Here is an 18,108-nt window from a genome sequence, read left to right as displayed (position 1 = left end):
GCCCATGAGGAATGCCTCAGCTTCCTTCCGCTGTCCGGCGCGTTCATGCGGGGGTACGGGCATCTGCCGTACGTGTCTCAGACGCGGTCGAGGTCGCGTTCCACGGTCTCGGGGAGCGCGATGATGCAGACGAGGGAGAGCAGAGCCATCGCGCTCATGAACCATCCCCCCACCGACGGACGGTAGTTCTCGGCCAGTGCGGTGACGATGAGCGGTGCGGCCGCACCGCCCAGAACGCCGCCGAGGTTGTAGGAGAAGCCGGCACCGGAGTAGCGCACGCGCGTGGCGAAGAGCTCGGGGAGATACGCGCCGGCCGGGCCGTAGATGATGCCCATGCAGAGCAGGGCGCCGCTCAGCGCGACGGCGATCAGGAAGTAGTTGCGGGTGTCGAGGAGCGGGAAGAGTACCGCTCCCCACACGACGCCGAACGCGGCGCCGGCGATGATCAGCTTGCGGCGGCCGACGCGATCGGACCAACGGGCGACGAAGAACGTCGAGAGTCCGAGGACCGCCACCGCGACCAGAGTGAGAGCGAGCATGTCGTTCTTCGGGATGCCGAGCGTCTTGGTGGTGTACGTCATGCAGTAGGTGGCGGCCGTGTAGAACATCACGTACACGACGGTGATCATCCCCGCACCGAGCAGCATCTCTTTCGGGTGCTTGCGGAACGCCTCCGCGAGCGGGGCCTTGGCGGTCTCGCGGCGTTCGGTGACCTTGGCGAAGGCGGGACTCTCGGCGATCTTCAGGCGGATGACCAGGCCGACGGCGACCAGGACGAAAGAGAGCAGGAAGGGGATGCGCCATCCCCAGCTCCGGAACGCTCCGTCGTCGAGGACGGTGGACATGACCAGGAAGGTGACGGTGGCGGCGAAGTAGCCGACGGGCGAACCCATCTGAGGCGCCGCCGCGTACAGGCCGCGCTTCTTCTTCGGCGCGTGCTCGACGGCGAGCAGGGCCGCTCCGCCCCACTCCCCGCCGAGGCCGAGTCCCTGGACGACGCGTAGCAGCACCAGCAGGACCGGGGCCCAGGCACCGAGTGTGGCGTATCCGGGCAACAGGCCGATGAGACCTGTGGAGAGTCCCATCATCAGCAGCGAGACGACGAGGACGCCCTTGCGGCCCACCCGGTCACCGAAGTGGCCGAAGACCGCGGCCCCCAGCGGGCGGGCGGCGAAGCCGATGGCGAACGTGGACAGGGAGGCCAGCGTGCCTGCCGTTTCGGACAGTTCGGGGAAGAACGCCTCGTTGAGGACGAGGGCTGCGGCGGTTCCGTAGATGTAGTAGTCGTAGAACTCGATCGCCGTGCCGATGAAACTGGCCGTGGCGACCCGACGCATGTTGTTCGGTACCGGCGCTTCCGGTTCGGGAGCGGATGCGGTGGACGCGGGTGGGGTGGTGCTCATGGAATGCTCCGGTGACTCTGGGCGCTGGGCGCTGGGTGCCAGGCGGGTGGGCGTCGCAGAACGCGAACAGAAGGTGAACCTAGGGCCCGCCCGGCCTCCCATGTCTGTCCGATCGGACAGCGTTGCCCCGGGTGGCATGTCCGGTCGGACAACGAGTTCGCCTGCGTCAACGCGGGGGCGCGGCCAGCACTATGAGTTCGGTCCGTTCAGCCGCAGGCAATCCGAGGCGAAGGCGCGGGTCGCCACGGACCGGCCCGGGGCATCGGCACCCGACCGGTCGCCTCGCGCGTCTTGCCCGCGTCCGCGAGCCTGCGCCCCACCTTCGTCCAGCGCACCCTGGACGGCGCGGTGGTCCGCGGGGCTCTCCTCGATCTTGTTGTGCCGCTCGGACTTCTGTTGCGCGGTCACGGTCAGGTGGCGCGGCCTCACCCTCGCGTTGCGGTTCGCAGGTGGGACGTCGTGGGGGAAGCCGCGCCGCCTGCCGGAAGCCTCCGCGCACGAGCACGACGCACGCACGAGCACGGCCTGCGCACGATGGCCTACCGGTCGATCGATGCCACGAGCGCGCAGAACTGTCTGCTTTCCAGGCTCGCGTTGCAGGGCGAGGACTTGACCGACGCCGAACGGGTGGCCGAGCAGTTCAGTCTGGACCAGGCGCGCGAGGACCGGTGGACCGCGGAGGCGGTCAGCGACCGCATCCGCGGGAAGTTCGGGCTCGGTGTGATCGGCCCGGCCGCCATTCTCGATCTCCGCCGCGCCTCCTGACCACCTCCACTCATCGGCGATATCGGTCATATCGGTCTGGGTCGGCGGCCCTGCGCGCGCTGTCGGCCAGGAGCTCGCCGGCCGAGGCATCCCGCCCGGCGCCGTCCGCGTCGAGCGCACCTACCGGTACGGGCAGGACGACCACCTGCCTGGTCCTCAGGCTGTGACGCCGACCGCTGCGTCGTATGCCCAGGCGGCATCAGGTTGGTGTGGCAGGACGACATCTCCGACACCGTTCCGACCAGCTGAATGCTTACGACCTCTGCTGACTCAGAAACAGATTTCTAGCCGTTACCGACGGTCAGGGGACCGATGCGGGTGGCCAGCCAGGCGGGAAGGTCCAGGAGGCGGACGCCCTCCTGCTCCTGTGGGTCGGTTCGGGCGACCAGGCAGACCATGTCCTGGTCGCCGGTGTTCACCGGCAGGTGCGGGGTGTCGGCAGGGATGTGGATGTAGTCGCCGGCGCGCAGGCTGACGTGCTCGGTCAGTTCCGGGCCGTGCCAGACCTCGACCTGTCCGGACTGGATGAAGATGGCTGACTCGTGTCCCTCGTGCAGGTGAGGGCGGCCCCTGCTGCCGGCGGCCATCACCAGCTGGTGGAGGCACAGGGCCCGGGAGTCGGCGGACTGGGCGCTGATGCCGGTGGCAAAGGTGCCGCCCTGGACACCCTGATAGCTGCCGTTTCGTACTACTGTGCACCGCTTTTGATCTGTCACATCCGCAGTACAGCAGCGGTTCCAGAACGTTCGAGCAGTTCACGCCAGCCTGGAGAGCAGCGTCGCGGCGTGCTTATGTGCAGACATTCTGCTTGCGGGTGGGTTCTGGTTTCGGGGCGAGGGTCGGGCTGGGACTCGGATCCGGGCTCGGACTCAGGTCGGGGCTGGGGTCCGGATCCGGGTAGGGGATTGGGCTGGGTGGGGGAGTGGTGGTGGACGTGGGCTGGGGGAAGTCCGCGGGGCAGCCGGTCCGGCCGACGTAATAGATGCACATGCCCGGCTGTGCGGCCGGTCGTTGCCGCACTCCTGCTGCGAGAGCCGGGTGGTGGGCCTGTCGGCTGTGTTCGGCGGGGAGCGAGTGCTGGGTGGCGCCGCCGGTGTATGCGGCCGTGCACAGGCGGGGGCTGCTGGCGTCCAGCGCGAGGATCAGCACGCCCGCGAGGCTCGTGGCTGCCAGTGCCCGGCCTGACTTGGCGAGGGCTCGCGTGGCGAAGTGGCCCGGTTCCGCCGGTGGATGCGGTGTGCTCACGCTCGGCGAAAGAGCTTCGGAGGCGGCCGGTGGCGCCAGCGGTACGGCAGCAGGCTCGGGGGGAGAGTCCTGCGAGTCGTCCGGATCGGCTGGACGCAGCCCGGCCAGTGCCGGTGCCGGCGCCGGTGCGGAGGTCGGCGTACGGGTGGGGGCGGGGCGGTGTCGGCGCGAGCGCAGTTCGGCGATGGTGCGCCACTGCTCGTGCCAGGGGGCGAGGTCGGGATGGGTGCGGTCCGGGGCGGGGCAGGGCTGGCCGTAGGCGTCCCAGGACATGAGGGTGCGCACGAGGACGATCAGCTTGTCGAGGCTGACGTACCGACCGTTGAACGCGGCGTGTTGAGTAGCCGGCGGCAGCGGCACCCCATCGCCGAACAGCTCTCTGGCCCGGGCCTGGATCCTGCGCAGTGGGGGATCACCCCGCTCCACCTTCAACCGCCGCAGCGCCTGCGCCTGGCGTTCCAGATGCTGTTCGTACAGGCCCGCGCCCTCAGCGCCTTCGGCCTTCATGCCGTGCTCGCCCACTGTCACCCATCCCCCGTAAAGCTGTGCTGAGCAGGCTAGAAGGGCTGCGGTGGAACAGCGCCGAACTTGGCCGAACAGCCCGCCGGTGTGACACAGGGGCAACGCTGCGTTCGACCGGATAGGAAAGGTGTTCACTCGCACCGGCCTGTTGATCGGGTGTCATCGGATCCGTTCGGCCCGCGCCCACCGTCGCCCTGCGGGACGGGACGGTTGTGCCATGAGCACTCCTCAGCCCGTCCCGCCCGTCCCCGCCGCCCGTCCCGATGCCGTCGCCTCGTCCGAGCCCGCCGGCCGGTCCGGCCCGGTGCCCGCCTCCACCGGTACCGAGCCGTTCGTGTCTCTGCACACCGCGGTCGTCCTGCTCGCAGCCGCGGTCATCGGCCTGGTGATCGCCACTCTCACCGTTCTGTCCGGCGCGCACCCTGCCACCGCGGCCGTCGCCGGGCTGACCGCCGCCGGCGCCGGCACCACCGTCCTGCGCACTCTCATCCGATGACAGATCCCGCCGGGCCACGAGCCGCCGAAGCCGTCGGCCCGGCACGCCCCAAGTCCTCCGCCCGCAGCCGTCGGTCTACGGACCGATCGGGTACGCCGCAGACAACATCAACCTGCACCACGCCTGGACCAACGTCCTCGGCCGTGACAGGGATAGGGGCCTCTGCGAGAAGTGCGACATTCCGTACGTCACCGGTCCATTGTGGCGGTAGTACGGCTCCACCTGGGGGCGCATCCTGCGCTTCGCCCTGCCGGGGCAGCGAACCGCATGGACGGAGCCGACAAGGTCGGTCGGTGACGTCAACTGTCCTGTCGTTCCAGGGCATGGGCTGTCAAGGGTGGGCGCACATGCGGTCAACCGGACGGAGTGTCGCCGTCGATTTCGAGGCGCAGCTGTCCGCCGAGGATGTCGTTGGCGACGTCTTTGAGAAGTTGTTGGTGGCTGAAGGCGTGGGCGCGCATGCGGGCCAGGGCTTCGGAGACGGGGACGTTGCCGGCTTCGGCGGCGGCGCCGGCTGCCTGGTGCACGAGGGGCGGATAGCCCGCAGGGCCTGTTTCCGAAGGCGCTTGTTCCCAGCCGATCAACATCGGGTGGGCGTCCAGGGTCAGAAGAGCGAGGATCCGGGCGTAGGCGCGGAGCCGGGCCCGGCCCGTCGGGCTGAGGGGAGCGCTGGTGGTGTGGTACAGGTCCATGGCGCCGACCGGGAGGTCGTTGCCGACCAGCAGTGGCACGGCCACCACGCTGCGGATGCCGAGTTCACCGGCCGTCCGCCAGAACACGGGCCACTGCCCGTCGGCGGGCAGGGCGTCGGTTTCTACGATCTGGCGTTGCCGGTAGGCCTCGGTGCACGGGCCTTCCCCCGACACGAGCTGCGCGTCCTCCAGCCGGTAGCTGCGCTCGTCGGAGGCATGGGCCACGGTCCTGATCCGGCCGGAGGTGATCAGGCTGACTCCCAGGCCGTCCGCGCCCACGTCTTTGATGCAAGCCGTCACGGCGGACGGCAACGCCACAGGCCGGCCGACGGCACTCGCGGTATCGACGACGCGTTTCCACGCTGCGGTGTCGTTCTGCACGTCCATGACACAGCCCCAATGTTCGTCTGGAGCGCGGTCAGGCCGTTCGTGCGCTCACCAGTGCAACAAGCGTAGACCCCTCCTATGGGCCCCCCGCAGCGCGAGGCACCGAGTGTCCGCCCCATGGGGCGGTTGGAGCCGCATTACCGACATGCGGCTGCAGCTGCGCGGGCGGATGCCTCGGTGCGCTGGTTGTGCTGCGGTCGGGCCGGTCCACGCCCTGGCGTTGGCGGTCCGTGCCTGTCTACTGTTCGAGCAGAGGCCGGTGCCTGTGCTGATGTTCCGCACGGCCATCGCGCCCGTCAGGCTCCCAGACCCCGGGCTGCACAAGAAACAGGACGGCCCGAAGACGGCCGGGAGCCCTTCATCCTCGCAGCGGACACAAAGGGCCCCGGCACCTGGTCCTCCCCGCCGACCTGGGGCGACTCCCGCGCGCCCCAGCAGGGAGGACCAACCGGCGCGGGGACACCTGCGGAAAACAGGGGAGCCACTGGTGTGCCCGCGCCGGTACGGCGGCTACCGTCGATCGCCGACAACCGTCGGTCGCAGACAACCGGCGGTAGCCGCCCCCACCGGCCACCTCGTCCTGGCGGAAGGACTGCGGACCGCCCCTTTCCTTCGCGGTGAACGGCCCGCTGAAGGTGGTGAACGGGAGTCCGGTTCATAGCCGCCGCGCCGCAGGGGCCTGCGGAGGGCCTCCTTCCAGGGGGCGGGACCCGCAACCGAGAACGGCTGCGGATTCCACCCTCCTAGCTGTGTCTGATGGAGTTCGTATTCGCCGGTGACCGTTCACTGCGCCGCGCACGCCAAGGCGAACCGTGCCCGTGGTCGTGGCGTGTGTTCCTGCGGCCTCCCGCGGCCGCAGGAACACACGTTCAGGCTTCGGCGAGTTGGAGGCGTTGCGTTCCGTGCCAGGCGTGGGCTGTGAGCCGCCTGGGGAGGTCGAGTTCGGGGTGTGTCCGCAGGGTCAGGCGTCCGGGGGATGGCAGGGTGCGGGCGGCGGCGACCAGGGTTTCCAGTGCGCTCTGAGCCAGGTGATCGACGCAGGTGAGGTCGACGGTCACGTCACTGTGCTGACTGCGGCAGGCCTTCAACGCCAGGTACAGCGGGATCTTGTGGGCGCCCATGACGTGGCCGTAGAGCTTGATGCCTGGCTCGTCGACCAGGGGCTCGATGACCAGGAAGTTGTCGGCGAAGTACTGGGACACGAAGTACGGGGACATGGCTGGTCCTGACAGTCATGCACCGCCGGAGGGAAGCAGAGACGACCAGGGCTGTTGAGGGCCGGGGCGCGGTGATTTCTCGTGCGATGCCGAAGGGGCGGGCTCAAGGTCCCGCGGAACACAGCCGCTGACGTAGGGGCGCCTCTTGGGCCCCGAGTGGTCGCCGGACCACGGCGCCGTAGCAACGGACGACCAGCGGTTCACGGACTACCGTCAGCATAGGGGCATATGCCCGCCGCAACAGTCTGTTTCGGGACGGTCAGGTATGGCAGTTCACGGCATTTCGGCGCGCCACGACAGTCCCGTATGCGGCTGATGACAGCCGACGGATTCGGCGGGACGCGCTCGGAGTCTGCACGAGTTCAGGCCTGATATCGCCCCAGCCCGGCCGCGCAACGACGCGACAGACGCCGAGTAGCACCGGGCGCAAGATGTGGAGGCCGTGGACGCGCTCCTCATGGACCTGGTAGAGGTGCTGCCTTCTGCCTCATCGGTCACCGCAGACTCATCACCTGACCAAGTCGTTCAGGCACTTGAGCCGGTGCGTACGAAGAGGCAGAACGGGTGTCCCGCCGGGTCGTGCAGGACCCGTACATCATCCTGCGGCTGAACGTCCGCCACAGTCGCACCGAGGGCAAGGGCACGCTCGACGGCTGATGGCAGATCATTCACTTCGATGTCCAGATGCATCATCATCTGCTGCCCCGACTGTGTGGAAGGCCACCGCGGACGTGTGAAGAGTCGCTCTGTCTGGAACGACAACCCGGCACTGCCGTCGGGCGGTGCGATCTCGACCCAATCCGGTTCTGCTTTCTGAATCGGCCACCCGAGCAAGTCCCGGTAGAACAACGCCAGCTCGTGGGCGTTCGGGGCATCAAGAGTGGTCGCGGCCAACGTGAAACGCGGTGGAAGCTGCATGCAATGCTGCTGCCCAGTTTCGCTTTCGAAAGGCCGGCCGTCGCTCCTTTGGCCGCTTACCGGTGCCTCGCGCTACGTCCGACCTCACTCCGTCCCGTCAGTACCAAAGGAATCGACCTCCGCTTCCTGACCGCGTCCGCTCCGGGTGCCCAGCGTTCGACCGTCGTCCTGGGCCTCGGCGGCGATACCAAGATCTTGGGCAGTGGGGAGCGGTGGATTTGTTTTCTGCGGGGCTCGCGGGGCTCGCGGGGCTCGCGGGGACGCGTGCGACGCCGTCCGGCTCGTCCAGGCAGACTTCGTATCCTTTCGCCGGCCGCGCTACCACACCCAACCGCAACTCCAACTCCAACTCCAACCCCACCTCCAGGGTGGGCTTGCGCCCGCCGGTCTCGATCCGCAGCAGCGTGCTGGGGGAGATGCGCGTCGCGCGGCCGGTACCGGCGAGTGCGAAGCCTCGGGTTCGCGCATGCCCCGGAGCCGGAGCTTCGTCGCCGTCAGCGTCTGGGCCCTGCCGCGCCCGGGCCCGAGCGAACCCGCTCACTCCCCGTTCGGCGACGGTGTCGGCACGGGCAGGCCCGCCAGTGCGTCCCGGACAGTGAACCGTCCGAGTTCGGTTGCCACCGCGCCCGCCACCGATCGGTCGAGCGCCTCCAGGCTCTGCTGTACGCCGCGGCCCACCGCGCATGTCGGGGCAGGCGAGTGCAACCCGAGCACCGGGTCGGACCCCTGCAGCAGCAACCAGACCTGATCGAGCCTGATGTGCGCGGCGTCGGCCGCCAGTTGCCAGCCTCCGTGGACGCCCGGTCGCGACCGGACCAGCCCCGCGCTACGCAATGGTCCGAGCACGCGGCGTACGTACACGGGGTTGACGTTGGTGCTTTCGGAAAGCTCCTCCGAGCTCACTGTGCGGCCTTCGGCGACGCCTGCCAGGTAGGTCAGCACATGGATGGCGACGGCGAACTGGGTGTTGGTGGAACGGGCCATGTGACCATCTTGCCATTCCGTAATCGTTGTGGCTACAGTTTCTTTTCGTAATCACGATGACTACAGATTGGTGCGCGGATGATGATCGGCATTACTGGAGCCTCCGGTCCTCTCGGACGGGCCACCGCCGAGCTGGTGCTACAGGCCGTCGACCCGCGCGACGTCGTGCTCACCAGCCGCAGGCCCGAGGCGCTGGCCGACTTCGCCGCTCGCGGCGCCCGTACAAGGCATGCCGACTTCGATGACGCTCAGACCGTCCGGACCGCTCTCGCGGGGGTCGACCGGCTACTGCTCATCTCCACCGACGCCATAGGCTCCCGTCTCGACCAGCAGCAGGCAGCGGTTTCGGCGGCGGCCGAAGCAGGGGTGTCGCACATCGCGTACACCTCCGTCCCCGCACCCGTGCCCGCCAACCCCGCGCTTGTGGTCGCCGACCACGCAGGCACGGAGCAGGCGCTGCGGGAGAGCGGACTGCGGTGGACGATGCTGCGCAACAACTTGTACGCGCACCTGCAGGTCTCCGTCGTCGAGCGGGCCATCGCCTCGGGCCGGCTGGTCACCAACAGTGGCAGCGGGGCAGCCGCGTATGTCACGCGGGAGGACTGCGCGGCTGCGGCCGCAGCGGTCCTGACCCGGGACGGCTTCGAGAACCGGGTCCTGGACATCACCGGTCCTGAGGCCGTCAGCGCTCTCGACCTGTTGCGCCTCGCGCGAGGGATCGGCGGCCGTGACGTCGAACTCGTCGACGCTGACGATCACGCATTCGCCCTCGGCCTCAAGGAAGCAGGTCTGCCGGAACCGTTCTCGGAGCTGGTCACCTCGTTCGGCGCGTCGACACGCGGCGGGTTCCTCGCGCATGTCAGCGGTGCGGTGGCCGAACTGACAGGCCGCGACCCGAAACGCTTCGAGGACGTGGTACGCGCTGCCGGGAAGTCCTGACCCGGTGGCCGGCAGCGGCGGCGCGACTCTGCCTCCAGCTGACCGGTTGGGTCCGCAGGGAGAAGCGGGCGCCCGGCCACCGATGACCCGGCAGCGAACACTCCCACTTCGAACCAAGGGGAATCAGGCGTGCAGAACGTAGCCGGCGCCGGGGGAGGACGGGCCGGGAGAGGAGGGGCCGTTCGCAGGATCCGCCTGCTGGCGATCCTCGCCGCCCTCAGCGCCCTGGGCCCGCTCTCCATGGACGCCTACGTACCGGGGCTGCCGGAACTGTCCGACAGCCTGCACAGCTCGGCATGGGCCGTCCAGCTCACGGTCACCGCATGCCTGGCGGGCCTCGCGGTCGGCCAACTCCTGGCCGGTCCGATGAGCGACGCGCTCGGCCGGCGTGGACCACTGCTGTTCGGCCTTGCCCTGTACACGGTGGCTGGACTTCTGTGCGGGTTCGCTCCGTCCGTGTGGCTCCTCATCGCGCTCCGCGGCGCGCAAGGACTGGGCGGCGCCTTTGCGCTGGTGATCGCCTACGCGTACGTCAGCGACCTGCACGAGGGCAGGGAGGCGGCCCGCTACTTCTCTGTGCTGACGCTCGTAACAGGCCTGGCGCCGGTGCTCGCTCCGCTCGCGGGAGCGCAGATCCTGCAAGCATGGGGCTGGCGATCGATCTTCGTTGTCATCGCGGCACTCGGCGCCGTCATACTCGCCACGTCCGCGCTCGCGCTGCCGGAAAGCCACCCGCCGCACCTGCGCCCCGAATGGGACCGGCGTCGGGTGGGCTCGGCGTACGGCGGTCTGCTGCGTGACCGTTCCCTGGTGGGCCATGTCCTGGCCAACGCTCTGACGTTCGCCATGATGTTCGCCTACATCTCGGGATCTCCGTTCGTTCTGCAGAGCCGCTACGGGCTCTCTCCGGAGCAGTACAGCCTGGTGTTCGCAGTGAACTCGCTCGGACTCGTAGCTGCCGCCGCAACCAGCGGCGGGCTCGTCGGCCGCCTCGGTGCCCGGCTCCTGCTGCGTGTCGGTGTGGCCGGGGCCGCGGTCGCGAGTGTCGCTCTGCTGGGCTTCGCGCTCGCCGACTCGGGGCTGTGGCCGGTACTGGCGACGCTGTTCGTCGCGATCACCAGCGTGGGTCTGGTGCTGCCGAACGCACCCGCACTGGTTCTGCGGCAACGCCGCTCTCATGCCGGCGCCGCGGCGGCTCTCCTGGGCTGCGGCCAGTTCCTGTTCGGCGCCCTCGCCGCACCCGTGGTGGGGCTCAGGGGATCGGACAGCGCGGTACCCATGGCCACGGTGATGGCCACTCTCGGACTGGCAGCCCTGGCCGTACTCATCACCATGTCTCCTACGACCCGCCCGCGCAGCGAGGACGCAGGCTCCGACGCCCCGCAAGCAACGCCGTTCGCATCCCTTCGCACGCCAACCAGCGGCGACCAGCCGCATAAGGAGTACCACCGTGACCACCGACACTGACACCGACACTCAGACTGAGACCGACACCGACACCGAGACCGACACACTTCATCTGCGCCGCCTTGGGTGGGCAGGCGTCGAGATCCGACTGGGCGGGACGGTTCTGCTGATCGACCCGCTGGAGAACGTTGCCCCGCTTGAACCCGTCCTTGGACCGCCCAGGCGGCCGTTGCCCGCCATCGACGCGCCGACAGGAACGCACGCCCTGATCACGCACCTGCACCCCGACCACTACGATCGCGAACTGATCGCACGCCTGGCTCTCTCCGGGACCGTCGGTTGTCACGCCCCCATCGCACCGGCGCTGGCCCGGGACGGCATCGAAGCCGACTCACAGCGGCTTGGGGAGTCCCGTGGCGTCGGCCCGCTGACAGTCACCCCCGTTGCCTCATTGGACTGGCGGGGTACCGACTCCGACCAGGTCGCCTGGGTCGTGGAAGGTGCCGGGGCGCGGATCATCCACTGCGGGGACACCATGTGGCACGGCAACTGGTGGCAGATCGCCCGCGACCACGGCCCGTTCGACGTCGCGTTCCTGCCGGTCAACGGCGTCATCGCCAAATTCGAGGGTTACGAGGCTGACGTGCCCGTCACGCTGACACCAGAGCAAGCCGTAGAGGCCGCGGCAGCCCTCAATGCCACAGCGGCCTGCGCGATTCACTACGAACTGTTCAACAACCCTCCCGTCTACGTGGAGCAGTCCGACATCAGCGAGCGCTTCAGCCGCGCCGCCGGGGAGAGGGGCATCGTGGCCCATCTCATGGCAGACGGGGAGGCGGTGCCCTTGGCCACCACGGCACATTGACGGTTCGGCTCGGTGCGGCCCCTGCAACCGCATGCGGCCGACACGGGCAGACCGGACTGGACTGGACCGGACCGGACTGAACCGGACCGGACCGGACCGGACCGGCACGACCGGTAGTCCCGGCACTGGCGGGCCTGCTGGCTGCCGTGATCGTGTGGCCGTGTCGGACGCCGAAATGGACTTGATGGGCGGGCGTCCTGGCCGAGGCAGAGTCTCACGAACATGCCGGTTGCCGGGGCGGGTCTGCCGCCTGTTCATAGGTGCCGCCCTCTGACCGCTGTCGGCTCAGTCCTCGGGTGCCACCAGGAAGCAGTCGCGCTCGCCGTCGCGCACGAGGCAGCTCTCGACCTTGGGGACGGCGCGGGAGTTCGCCGCCGCCATCGGCGTCGAAAGGGAGCCCTCCTCGTCGAAGTGGTCCCGGACCTCGCTCTGTTGGGGTGCGATCCCCGGTGCGGTGATCTCGATACGGTCCCCCTCGCGGCCACGGTCGATACGGGCCCATACCGTCCCGCACCTCACGGAGTGGCGCACTTTGACCACCGTGCCGCCGTCGAAGCGCCGCTCGGCCAAGGTGCCCGGCGGGTGCACGGCGGTCGAGCAACTGGTCGACTCCGCGTTCCTGCCGGTGCACGCGTCACCGAAACAGCTCGGTCCGGGTGCGGAACCGCTCGGCGAACCGCTGTCCCTCGCATCGCTGCCATCGCTGCCGAAGCCCCACGTCGCCATGAGCACTCCAGCGGCAACAACCGCGCCACAGACGAGCGCCCCGGCAACGTGGCGCACAGTGCGGTGGCGCCGGTTCGGGAGGTCTGGCTGACCCGGCGGTTCGTCGGCCGCGACTGCCGGGCCCGGTAGGGCTACCTCACTCGCTGCCCCACTCCCGGCCCCCGTCCCGGCCCGCCCGCTCCAAGCCGACTCCGCCAGCTCCCACAGGGCGAGCGGTCGGTCCTGGCGCTCACCCGCGAGGCGGCACAGCTGCTCTACGGCTTGCCGGGGCGGCAGCGCCTTGCCGTTGAGATAGCGCTCCCAGGACGACTTGCTGTACGGGGTCTTCGCCGCCAGCGCGGCCAGGCTCAGCCCTGTCGCGGACCGTAACTCACGTAAAGTACGGGCGAGCCGCTCGCACTGTGCCGACCGCACCACCCGGCTCACCGTCCTTCCCGCACCGTGCGGACGCGTTCCCCCCATCTCCCTCTCCTGGTTCACTTCCGCAGCACCCCCCAGGTGTCCGGCCCGATCTTTCCGTCGACCGCGACCTTCCCCTTCTCCTGTGTGCGCTTCACCGCGCGTTCGGTCGCACTGCCGAAGACTCCGTCGGCCGCACCGGGTGACTGGTGGTGGTATTTGAGGAGACATTGAGCCTCCACCACCGACCACCGGGTGGACGACTGCTGGATGAGCTCTATCCGCGTACGGCTGTAGCCGGCGTAAAGGAGGCCGTCGTTGTCGCGCTTCACCCTGCAGCGGTATTCCTTGCCCGGCTGATAGACGAACTCCCCAAGTTTCGGGTGGGATTCGCCGGTATACGGTTTGTCGTTTCCGCCCTTTTCTCCGTCGTCGTCCTCCCACGGCGCCACCCATGCGAGTACAGCCAGAATCACCAGGGCCGTGGTGGCACTGGACAGCGCTACCGCCAGCCATGGCACCCGTGTGGCGCGGTGACCGGCCACGGCCCCATCGGGCCCTGACTCCCGCTCAGGCCCCGGTCCCGGCAAGAGCCCGGCCTCCGGTGCCGTGCCCCATGCCTCCGCGGCCACCTCCCACTGGGCGACGAGCCGTACCGGGTCGGTGTCGCAGGCCCGGGCCAGAGCCTCGACCGCCTCGGCCGGAGGGAGCGCCTTTCCGTTGAGATAGCGATCCCAGGAGGAGCGGCTGTACGCCGTTCTGCCGGCCAGTGTCGCCAGTCCGAGGCCGCTGTGATCCTTGAGTCTTCGCAGTTGTACGACGAACTGCCGGACTTGCGGGTCGAGCGAGTCGGGCAGCTTCTTCCATCGAGACATGTTCCACCCCACGTCTTGAAGTCCCGCACAGAAAGATGTCGTACTTTCCCGTTCCAGTTCCCTCTCGCGGCAGGGACCGGAGGAGCGACCGAACCGTTTCAGCCGTTTCTGCCCGTCCCGGCGTCCCACTGACGCCGCGTCTCCTCCGGAGTCTCCGCAGGTCGGCCGCCGGGACGTCCCAAGCGCGCCCGAGTCGCTCAACCGCACTGGTGCGGAAGGTGAGTTGGCGCGCAGTGTCTGTGGTGCACAACGGGCGGCGCGGTCCACCCCGCGCCGCTTCATCTCGCTCCGCTCCACCCCGCGCCGGGAAGCGGAGCGGCACCACAGCGGGACCGGCGGTCTGCCACGACGATCCACCGCGCCGCACGCCCCATGGACGGCGCCTCGTCCTCCCCGGGGGAGAGGACGAGGCGTCAAGGGGCAGCGGTCGGTACGCACGACGTCAGCCCCGACAGATGTCGCCCTGTGATCCGAAGGTAAACACACGCGAGTTTTGGCGAGGACACTTGTCAGCGTCACCGCGGCTCTGGGATTTGCCGCAGGCGGCCTGGCCACCGCGGGCGTCGGCTTCGCGGCGTCCGGTCCGAGCGTGAAGTCCGCGGCGATCTCCCAGGAGGCCGCCCCGCTGGCGGTGGTCAACCTCGGCCTGAACACCACGGAGGTCGGGTACGTCCAGTGCTGCCTCAAGGACTTCCGGGTCTACACCGGCGCTATCAAAGAACAAGACCGACAAGACGGACAACTGGGAACCAATAGCTGGAAGGCGATGCAGCACAACCTCACGGCACACCAGGGCTGCGCCGGCCCGATCGCCGGCATCGCCGGATCTGGAACTCGGGCCGCGTTCCAGCGCTTCGCGGCCGACAGCAGGGCGTTCTGCTGAGCGACCGAGTACCGCGGCGCTGAGGCCCGCGATCCGCCGCGGCTCACGCTCGTGATCACCTGCGTGCGGAACCCGGCGAGCACTCATCCGGAAATTCTCAGAATACCCGGAAAACTCGGGCATGGTACGGAAAGCGCACCCCGTGCAAAATGACCCAGGATTTCGGCGCAGCGCATCAGGACCGGTACCGACATCTCGGTGCCGGGCCTGATGCGGCCGTGCACGGGTGGTCCCCGGTTCGCACAGCGTGCGTGCCCGCACCATGGTTCGCTGCATCAGGCTCTGTAGCCTGCCGCCCGAGCATGTGCTCCGCGGGTTTGCACGTGGCATGGGATTCGGTCGTCGAGGCGTGCTTTAGCGCCATTTCGGGGCGTGTGTGCCGACAGACCTCGCAGGTTCGCACTACACCTGAAGGAGCTCGCGCATGACCGGGGAGGGCTGCCCGATGCTACTGACGATCAACGTCGCGGTGCTGTTGGCGCTCATCATCGTCCTGCGGCTGCGACGGCGTACTCAGGCCCGCAGCCGTAACGACGAGAAGCTGACCGTGGTCATCGTGCTCGTCTTCGGCATTCTGATCGCCCCCACGACATTCGGCCAGGGCGTCCTCGACGCCCTGGAACAGTTGGCACAGGGCGTTTCCCGTACCGGCAGTCCGTGACCTGGACACAACCGGCCCCCGAACTCGGCCGACGCGGATTCGGCCTATCGGCTCGTCCTCCGGAGTGGTTGTCCTGCCTCGACAACGCGATCCTGCTCGTGGGCGCTACGGCGGTGGGCCCGGAGTGCGGCCCGTCGGCGGGTTTCAGCACGGCCGTGGCCCGGACTCCGGCCGCGGTGGGCGCCGCTTTCGCTCACCGCTCCGCCGGTGGGCTTCGGCATGGTGATCTGCGCGGTCCTCGCGGTCCTCGCCAGCACCTTCTCGCTCATCTCGGCCACGTCCGGGCCTCCACGAACCAGCTGCTCCCGAAACCCCTGCTGATGGCGGTGCATCGAGCAGAGGTGGCCGAACCGGGCTCCCCGCCCCCGCGCCACCGTCGTGCTGGTGCACCGAACAGGAGCCGCCTCCGACCGCATCACTGGACCGCATCACTGGGCGGAATGGTGCCGGACCGGCGGCGATAGGGGCGACATCACGCGCTGTTGGGTACAGGAACAGGTCGAAGTCGAAGGTAGGCAGTTTTCGCCTCCAACAGCCACGGCAATCCCAGTATCCTCATGCGTTGACAGTAGGACACCATCCCCCCACCCAGGTTGCGTGCCGGCGCGGGTGACACCAACCGCACTCCGCCCCAGCAACTGCGTGACCTACCGATTCGCCGCCTCCAGGAGGATCACGGTGAAAGTTCGCACCAGAAGCTCGGCGGTCGTCGGCAGCCTCTGCCTCCTCGCTTCCCTCGTACTGACCACAGCTTCCGCCGATGAATCCGTATCACCGGATCAGGCCGCGACGGTCGTCCTCACGAGGCTGACCACGGCCCAGAGCCCGACCGCCGGTGCTGCCGGTCCCGACGGCACGGTCTGGATAGCCGAACGCGCGGGAACTGTGAGAGTCCTGGACGATCAGGGTCTCGGCCAGCCCGTCCTCGACGTGTCCGACGAGACCACGACCGACGGCGAACGAGGCTTGCTGGGCATCGCCTTCGACAAGGAGTTCGCGCACTTCTACATCTCGTTCACCGACCTCGAAGGCACCAGCACGGTGGACGAGTTCGCTGTCCAGGAGGGCAGTATCCAGCCGGATACCCGGCGTACGGTCCTCACCCAGACGCAGCCCTATCCGAACCACAATGGCGGCGACATCAAATTCGGCCCCGACGGGTACCTCTACATCGCACTCGGTGACGGTGGTTCAGGCGGTGACCCCCACGGAAACGGGCAGAACCTCGACACGCTGCTCGGCAAGCTGCTGCGGATCGACCCGAAGGGTGGCGAGCCGTACGCGATTCCGCCGGACAACCCGTTCCTTGACGATCCGAACGCGAAGGACGAGATCTGGTCCTACGGCTTGCGCAACCCTTGGCGGTTCTCCTTCGACGAGGGCACGGGCGATCTGCTGATCGGTGACGTCGGTCAGAGCGACTGGGAGGAGATCGACTGGGCCCCGGCCGACAGCGAGGGCGGCGAAAACTACGGATGGTCCCAGATGGAGGGAAACCACCCCTTCCGGGGCGGCACGGAGCCCGAGAACCACGTGCCGCCGGTCTACGAGTACGACCGCAACGGCCTGGGTTGCTCGGTGACCGGTGGATACGTCTATCGAGGCAATGAGATTCCGGACCTCAAGGGGCGGTACGTCTTCAGTGACTACTGTGACGGAACCGTCCGTACGCTACAGATGGAGAACGGCGAGGTCACCGGCGTGAGCGACCTTGAAGTCAACGCCGGTGAAGTGGTCTCGTTCGTTCAGGGCGGCGACAGCGAGCTGTATCTGCTCGCCAGCGGCGGCAGCGTCTTCCGCCTCGACCCCGCGTAACGGCCCCCGGTGTTGGGGCCCGCGCGGGCCCCGATACCGTGCCGCCAGTACTCTGGCGCGCTGCACTTCGAGACGTCTGTGAGTGCGGCGGCAGGCGTTCCTTCAAGGCAGTTCATCATCAACGCTCACTAGAGATCTGCAAGGGTGCGGGTTACGTGGGGTCGTGACGGTTGTCGCGGGCTGCGCCATGCCGGAGGGATGAGGATGAGGTATTCCGACGGCGGAGGAGCGGGTTCGGCGTGAGCGGGTCCGGTTGGCGGCCGCTGATCTGATCGAGGCGGGGGCCAGTGACCGCGAGGTGGCCCGGCAGTTCAGGGTGACCCGGATGTCGGCGAACCGTTGGAGGCGGGCGTTGGCTTCGGGCGGGCGGCAGGCTCTGGTTTCCAAGGGACCTGGTGGTGCCCGCAGCGGTGCCGCTGGGAATTCCCCGCTTCTCGACAGCGCTGGCCGCGCAGACGGCTGGTTCAGAGAAGCGGACACCGAGGGCTGCCGCTGCTCGCCATGGTCACTCCGGCTGACATGACCGACCGCGACGCGGCGAGGGGAGTGCTGTTCCGGCTGCGGCTGATGCGCCCCGAGATCACCATCGTCTGGGCCGACTCCGCCTACGCGGGACAGCTCGTGATCTGGCGAAGACATACCTGAACCTGACGACCAGGACCGTCAGCCGCCCGAAATACGTGCCCGGCTTCGTCGTCCTGCCCCGGCGCTGGGTCGTCGAACGCTCCCACGCCTGGGGCATGCACGCGCGCCGGCACACCTGTGACTACGAACGGCTCATCCAGCATTCGGAGTCACTGATCACCTGGGCCGCGATCACCCTGATGACCAGGCGAATCTCGCGCCGAAGTTCTCGCAGGAGGGGACAGCCGGCCGCCCACGAGGCTCAACGGGACTGATCATCTCGGC

18 protein-coding genes and 1 pseudogene are annotated in these 18,108 nt (G+C 68.6%); 10 read left to right on the top strand and 9 right to left on the bottom strand.

Annotation, left to right across the window (positions count from 1 at the left end):
* Nucleotides 1–77: 77 nt before the first annotated feature.
* Nucleotides 78–1,403 (bottom strand): MFS transporter, encoded by a 1,326-nt coding sequence (locus ACIOKD_RS38095; protein ID WP_402092790.1) that lies wholly within the window; start codon nucleotides 1,401–1,403, stop codon nucleotides 78–80.
* Nucleotides 1,404–1,862: 459 nt separating this feature from the next.
* Between ACIOKD_RS38095 and ACIOKD_RS38090 the strand changes: the two genes are divergently transcribed.
* On the top strand, nucleotides 1,863–2,168 hold the full coding sequence (locus tag ACIOKD_RS38090; protein WP_402092789.1) for a hypothetical protein: 306 nt from the start codon (nucleotides 1,863–1,865) through the stop codon (nucleotides 2,166–2,168).
* A 284-nt stretch (nucleotides 2,169–2,452) separates the two neighbouring features.
* Here the strand turns inward: ACIOKD_RS38090 and ACIOKD_RS38085 are convergent, their stop codons facing one another.
* Nucleotides 2,453–2,884, bottom strand: a complete 432-nt coding sequence (locus tag ACIOKD_RS38085) for a cupin domain-containing protein (protein ID WP_402092787.1) — start codon at nucleotides 2,882–2,884, stop codon at nucleotides 2,453–2,455.
* A 73-nt stretch (nucleotides 2,885–2,957) separates the two neighbouring features.
* Nucleotides 2,958–3,920: a hypothetical protein gene (locus ACIOKD_RS38080; protein WP_402092786.1), complete on the bottom strand. Its 963-nt coding sequence runs from the start codon at nucleotides 3,918–3,920 to the stop codon at nucleotides 2,958–2,960.
* Nucleotides 3,921–4,152: 232 nt separating this feature from the next.
* Between ACIOKD_RS38080 and ACIOKD_RS38075 the strand changes: the two genes are divergently transcribed.
* Nucleotides 4,153–4,431, top strand: coding sequence for a hypothetical protein (locus ACIOKD_RS38075; RefSeq protein WP_402092785.1), 279 nt, complete (start codon nucleotides 4,153–4,155; stop codon nucleotides 4,429–4,431).
* 353 nt (nucleotides 4,432–4,784) lie between these two features.
* Here the strand turns inward: ACIOKD_RS38075 and ACIOKD_RS38070 are convergent, their stop codons facing one another.
* The 4 genes from ACIOKD_RS38070 to ACIOKD_RS38055 all read right to left on the bottom strand — a co-directional run bounded on the left by ACIOKD_RS38070 (nucleotide 4,785) and on the right by ACIOKD_RS38055 (nucleotide 8,629).
* On the bottom strand, nucleotides 4,785–5,510 hold the full coding sequence (locus ACIOKD_RS38070; protein ID WP_402092784.1) for a GAF domain-containing protein: 726 nt from the start codon (nucleotides 5,508–5,510) through the stop codon (nucleotides 4,785–4,787).
* A gap of 869 nt (nucleotides 5,511–6,379) precedes the next feature.
* Entirely contained in the window at nucleotides 6,380–6,727 is a 348-nt protein-coding gene (locus ACIOKD_RS38065) for a hypothetical protein (RefSeq protein ID WP_402092781.1), read from the bottom strand.
* Nucleotides 6,728–7,252: 525 nt separating this feature from the next.
* Entirely contained in the window at nucleotides 7,253–7,645 is a 393-nt protein-coding gene (locus ACIOKD_RS38060) for a VOC family protein (RefSeq protein ID WP_402092778.1), read from the bottom strand.
* A 537-nt stretch (nucleotides 7,646–8,182) separates the two neighbouring features.
* Complete coding sequence (locus ACIOKD_RS38055) at nucleotides 8,183–8,629, bottom strand: Rrf2 family transcriptional regulator (protein WP_402092776.1); 447 nt, start codon at nucleotides 8,627–8,629, stop codon at nucleotides 8,183–8,185.
* Nucleotides 8,630–8,707: 78 nt separating this feature from the next.
* Here ACIOKD_RS38055 and ACIOKD_RS38050 point away from each other — a divergent pair, with 78 nt between their 5' ends.
* The 3 genes from ACIOKD_RS38050 to ACIOKD_RS38040 all read left to right on the top strand — a co-directional run bounded on the left by ACIOKD_RS38050 (nucleotide 8,708) and on the right by ACIOKD_RS38040 (nucleotide 11,840).
* Nucleotides 8,708–9,568, top strand: a complete 861-nt coding sequence (locus ACIOKD_RS38050; protein WP_402092774.1) for an NAD(P)H-binding protein — start codon at nucleotides 8,708–8,710, stop codon at nucleotides 9,566–9,568.
* A gap of 129 nt (nucleotides 9,569–9,697) precedes the next feature.
* Nucleotides 9,698–11,035, top strand: a complete 1,338-nt coding sequence (locus ACIOKD_RS38045) for a multidrug effflux MFS transporter (RefSeq protein ID WP_402092771.1) — start codon at nucleotides 9,698–9,700, stop codon at nucleotides 11,033–11,035.
* Nucleotides 11,019–11,840 carry an MBL fold metallo-hydrolase gene (locus ACIOKD_RS38040; protein WP_402092767.1) on the top strand — a complete coding sequence of 274 codons (822 nt, stop codon included), beginning with the start codon at nucleotides 11,019–11,021 and terminating at the stop codon, nucleotides 11,838–11,840. The genes ACIOKD_RS38045 and ACIOKD_RS38040 overlap by 17 nt, the downstream gene beginning before the upstream one ends.
* A 285-nt stretch (nucleotides 11,841–12,125) precedes the next feature.
* On the opposite strand, the gene ACIOKD_RS38035 is transcribed toward ACIOKD_RS38040, so the two are convergent.
* Both ACIOKD_RS38035 and ACIOKD_RS38030 read right to left on the bottom strand, forming a co-directional pair.
* Nucleotides 12,126–13,028 (bottom strand): helix-turn-helix domain-containing protein, encoded by a 903-nt coding sequence (locus tag ACIOKD_RS38035; protein ID WP_402092765.1) that lies wholly within the window; start codon nucleotides 13,026–13,028, stop codon nucleotides 12,126–12,128.
* Between the two features lie 14 nt (nucleotides 13,029–13,042).
* A complete protein-coding gene (locus ACIOKD_RS38030; RefSeq protein WP_402092762.1) occupies nucleotides 13,043–13,840 on the bottom strand; it encodes a helix-turn-helix domain-containing protein in 798 nt (265 codons plus the stop codon).
* Between the two features lie 493 nt (nucleotides 13,841–14,333).
* On the opposite strand from ACIOKD_RS38030, the gene ACIOKD_RS38025 reads away from it, so the two are divergent.
* The 5 genes and pseudogenes from ACIOKD_RS38025 to ACIOKD_RS38005 form a co-directional block, all read left to right on the top strand.
* Complete coding sequence (locus ACIOKD_RS38025; RefSeq protein WP_402092759.1) at nucleotides 14,334–14,723, top strand: peptidoglycan-binding protein; 390 nt, start codon at nucleotides 14,334–14,336, stop codon at nucleotides 14,721–14,723.
* Between the two features lie 445 nt (nucleotides 14,724–15,168).
* A complete protein-coding gene (locus ACIOKD_RS38020; protein ID WP_402092851.1) occupies nucleotides 15,169–15,384 on the top strand; it encodes a hypothetical protein in 216 nt (71 codons plus the stop codon).
* A gap of 678 nt (nucleotides 15,385–16,062) precedes the next feature.
* Nucleotides 16,063–17,199, top strand: a complete 1,137-nt coding sequence (locus tag ACIOKD_RS38015; RefSeq protein ID WP_402092757.1) for a PQQ-dependent sugar dehydrogenase — start codon at nucleotides 16,063–16,065, stop codon at nucleotides 17,197–17,199.
* 211 nt (nucleotides 17,200–17,410) lie between these two features.
* The gene (locus ACIOKD_RS38010) at nucleotides 17,411–17,722 is read left to right on the top strand and encodes a helix-turn-helix domain-containing protein (protein ID WP_402092850.1); all 312 of its coding nucleotides are present in this window, start codon (nucleotides 17,411–17,413) and stop codon (nucleotides 17,720–17,722) included.
* Nucleotides 17,680–18,044: pseudogene (locus ACIOKD_RS38005) on the top strand (transposase); the annotation flags it as partial. The gene ACIOKD_RS38010 and the pseudogene ACIOKD_RS38005, both read left to right, overlap by 43 nt.
* Nucleotides 18,045–18,108 lie beyond the last annotated feature (64 nt).

This window comes from Streptomyces sp. NPDC087844, from assembly GCF_044742785.1.
Classification (GTDB): Bacteria; Actinomycetota; Actinomycetes; order Streptomycetales; family Streptomycetaceae; genus Streptomyces.
Note: the sequence above shows the minus strand (reverse complement) of the source record. Positions and strands in the feature narration are given on the sequence as shown.

Excerpts from the sequence above, each read along its gene's own strand:
- ACIOKD_RS38095 (WP_402092790.1), bottom strand. The coding sequence starts at position 1,403 with ATGAGCACCACCCCACCCGCGTCCACCGCATCCGCTCCCGAACCGGAA.
- ACIOKD_RS38080 (WP_402092786.1), bottom strand. The coding sequence starts at position 3,920 with ATGAAGGCCGAAGGCGCTGAGGGCGCGGGCCTGTACGAACAGCATCTG.
- ACIOKD_RS38075 (WP_402092785.1), top strand. The coding sequence starts at position 4,153 with ATGAGCACTCCTCAGCCCGTCCCGCCCGTCCCCGCCGCCCGTCCCGAT.
- ACIOKD_RS38070 (WP_402092784.1), bottom strand. The coding sequence starts at position 5,510 with ATGGACGTGCAGAACGACACCGCAGCGTGGAAACGCGTCGTCGATACC.
- ACIOKD_RS38065 (WP_402092781.1), bottom strand. The coding sequence starts at position 6,727 with ATGTCCCCGTACTTCGTGTCCCAGTACTTCGCCGACAACTTCCTGGTC.
- ACIOKD_RS38060 (WP_402092778.1), bottom strand. The coding sequence starts at position 7,645 with ATGCAGCTTCCACCGCGTTTCACGTTGGCCGCGACCACTCTTGATGCC.
- ACIOKD_RS38055 (WP_402092776.1), bottom strand. The coding sequence starts at position 8,629 with ATGGCCCGTTCCACCAACACCCAGTTCGCCGTCGCCATCCATGTGCTG.
- ACIOKD_RS38050 (WP_402092774.1), top strand. The coding sequence starts at position 8,708 with ATGATGATCGGCATTACTGGAGCCTCCGGTCCTCTCGGACGGGCCACC.
- ACIOKD_RS38035 (WP_402092765.1), bottom strand. The coding sequence starts at position 13,028 with ATGGGGGGAACGCGTCCGCACGGTGCGGGAAGGACGGTGAGCCGGGTG.
- ACIOKD_RS38030 (WP_402092762.1), bottom strand. The coding sequence starts at position 13,840 with ATGTCTCGATGGAAGAAGCTGCCCGACTCGCTCGACCCGCAAGTCCGG.
- ACIOKD_RS38020 (WP_402092851.1), top strand. The coding sequence starts at position 15,169 with ATGCTACTGACGATCAACGTCGCGGTGCTGTTGGCGCTCATCATCGTC.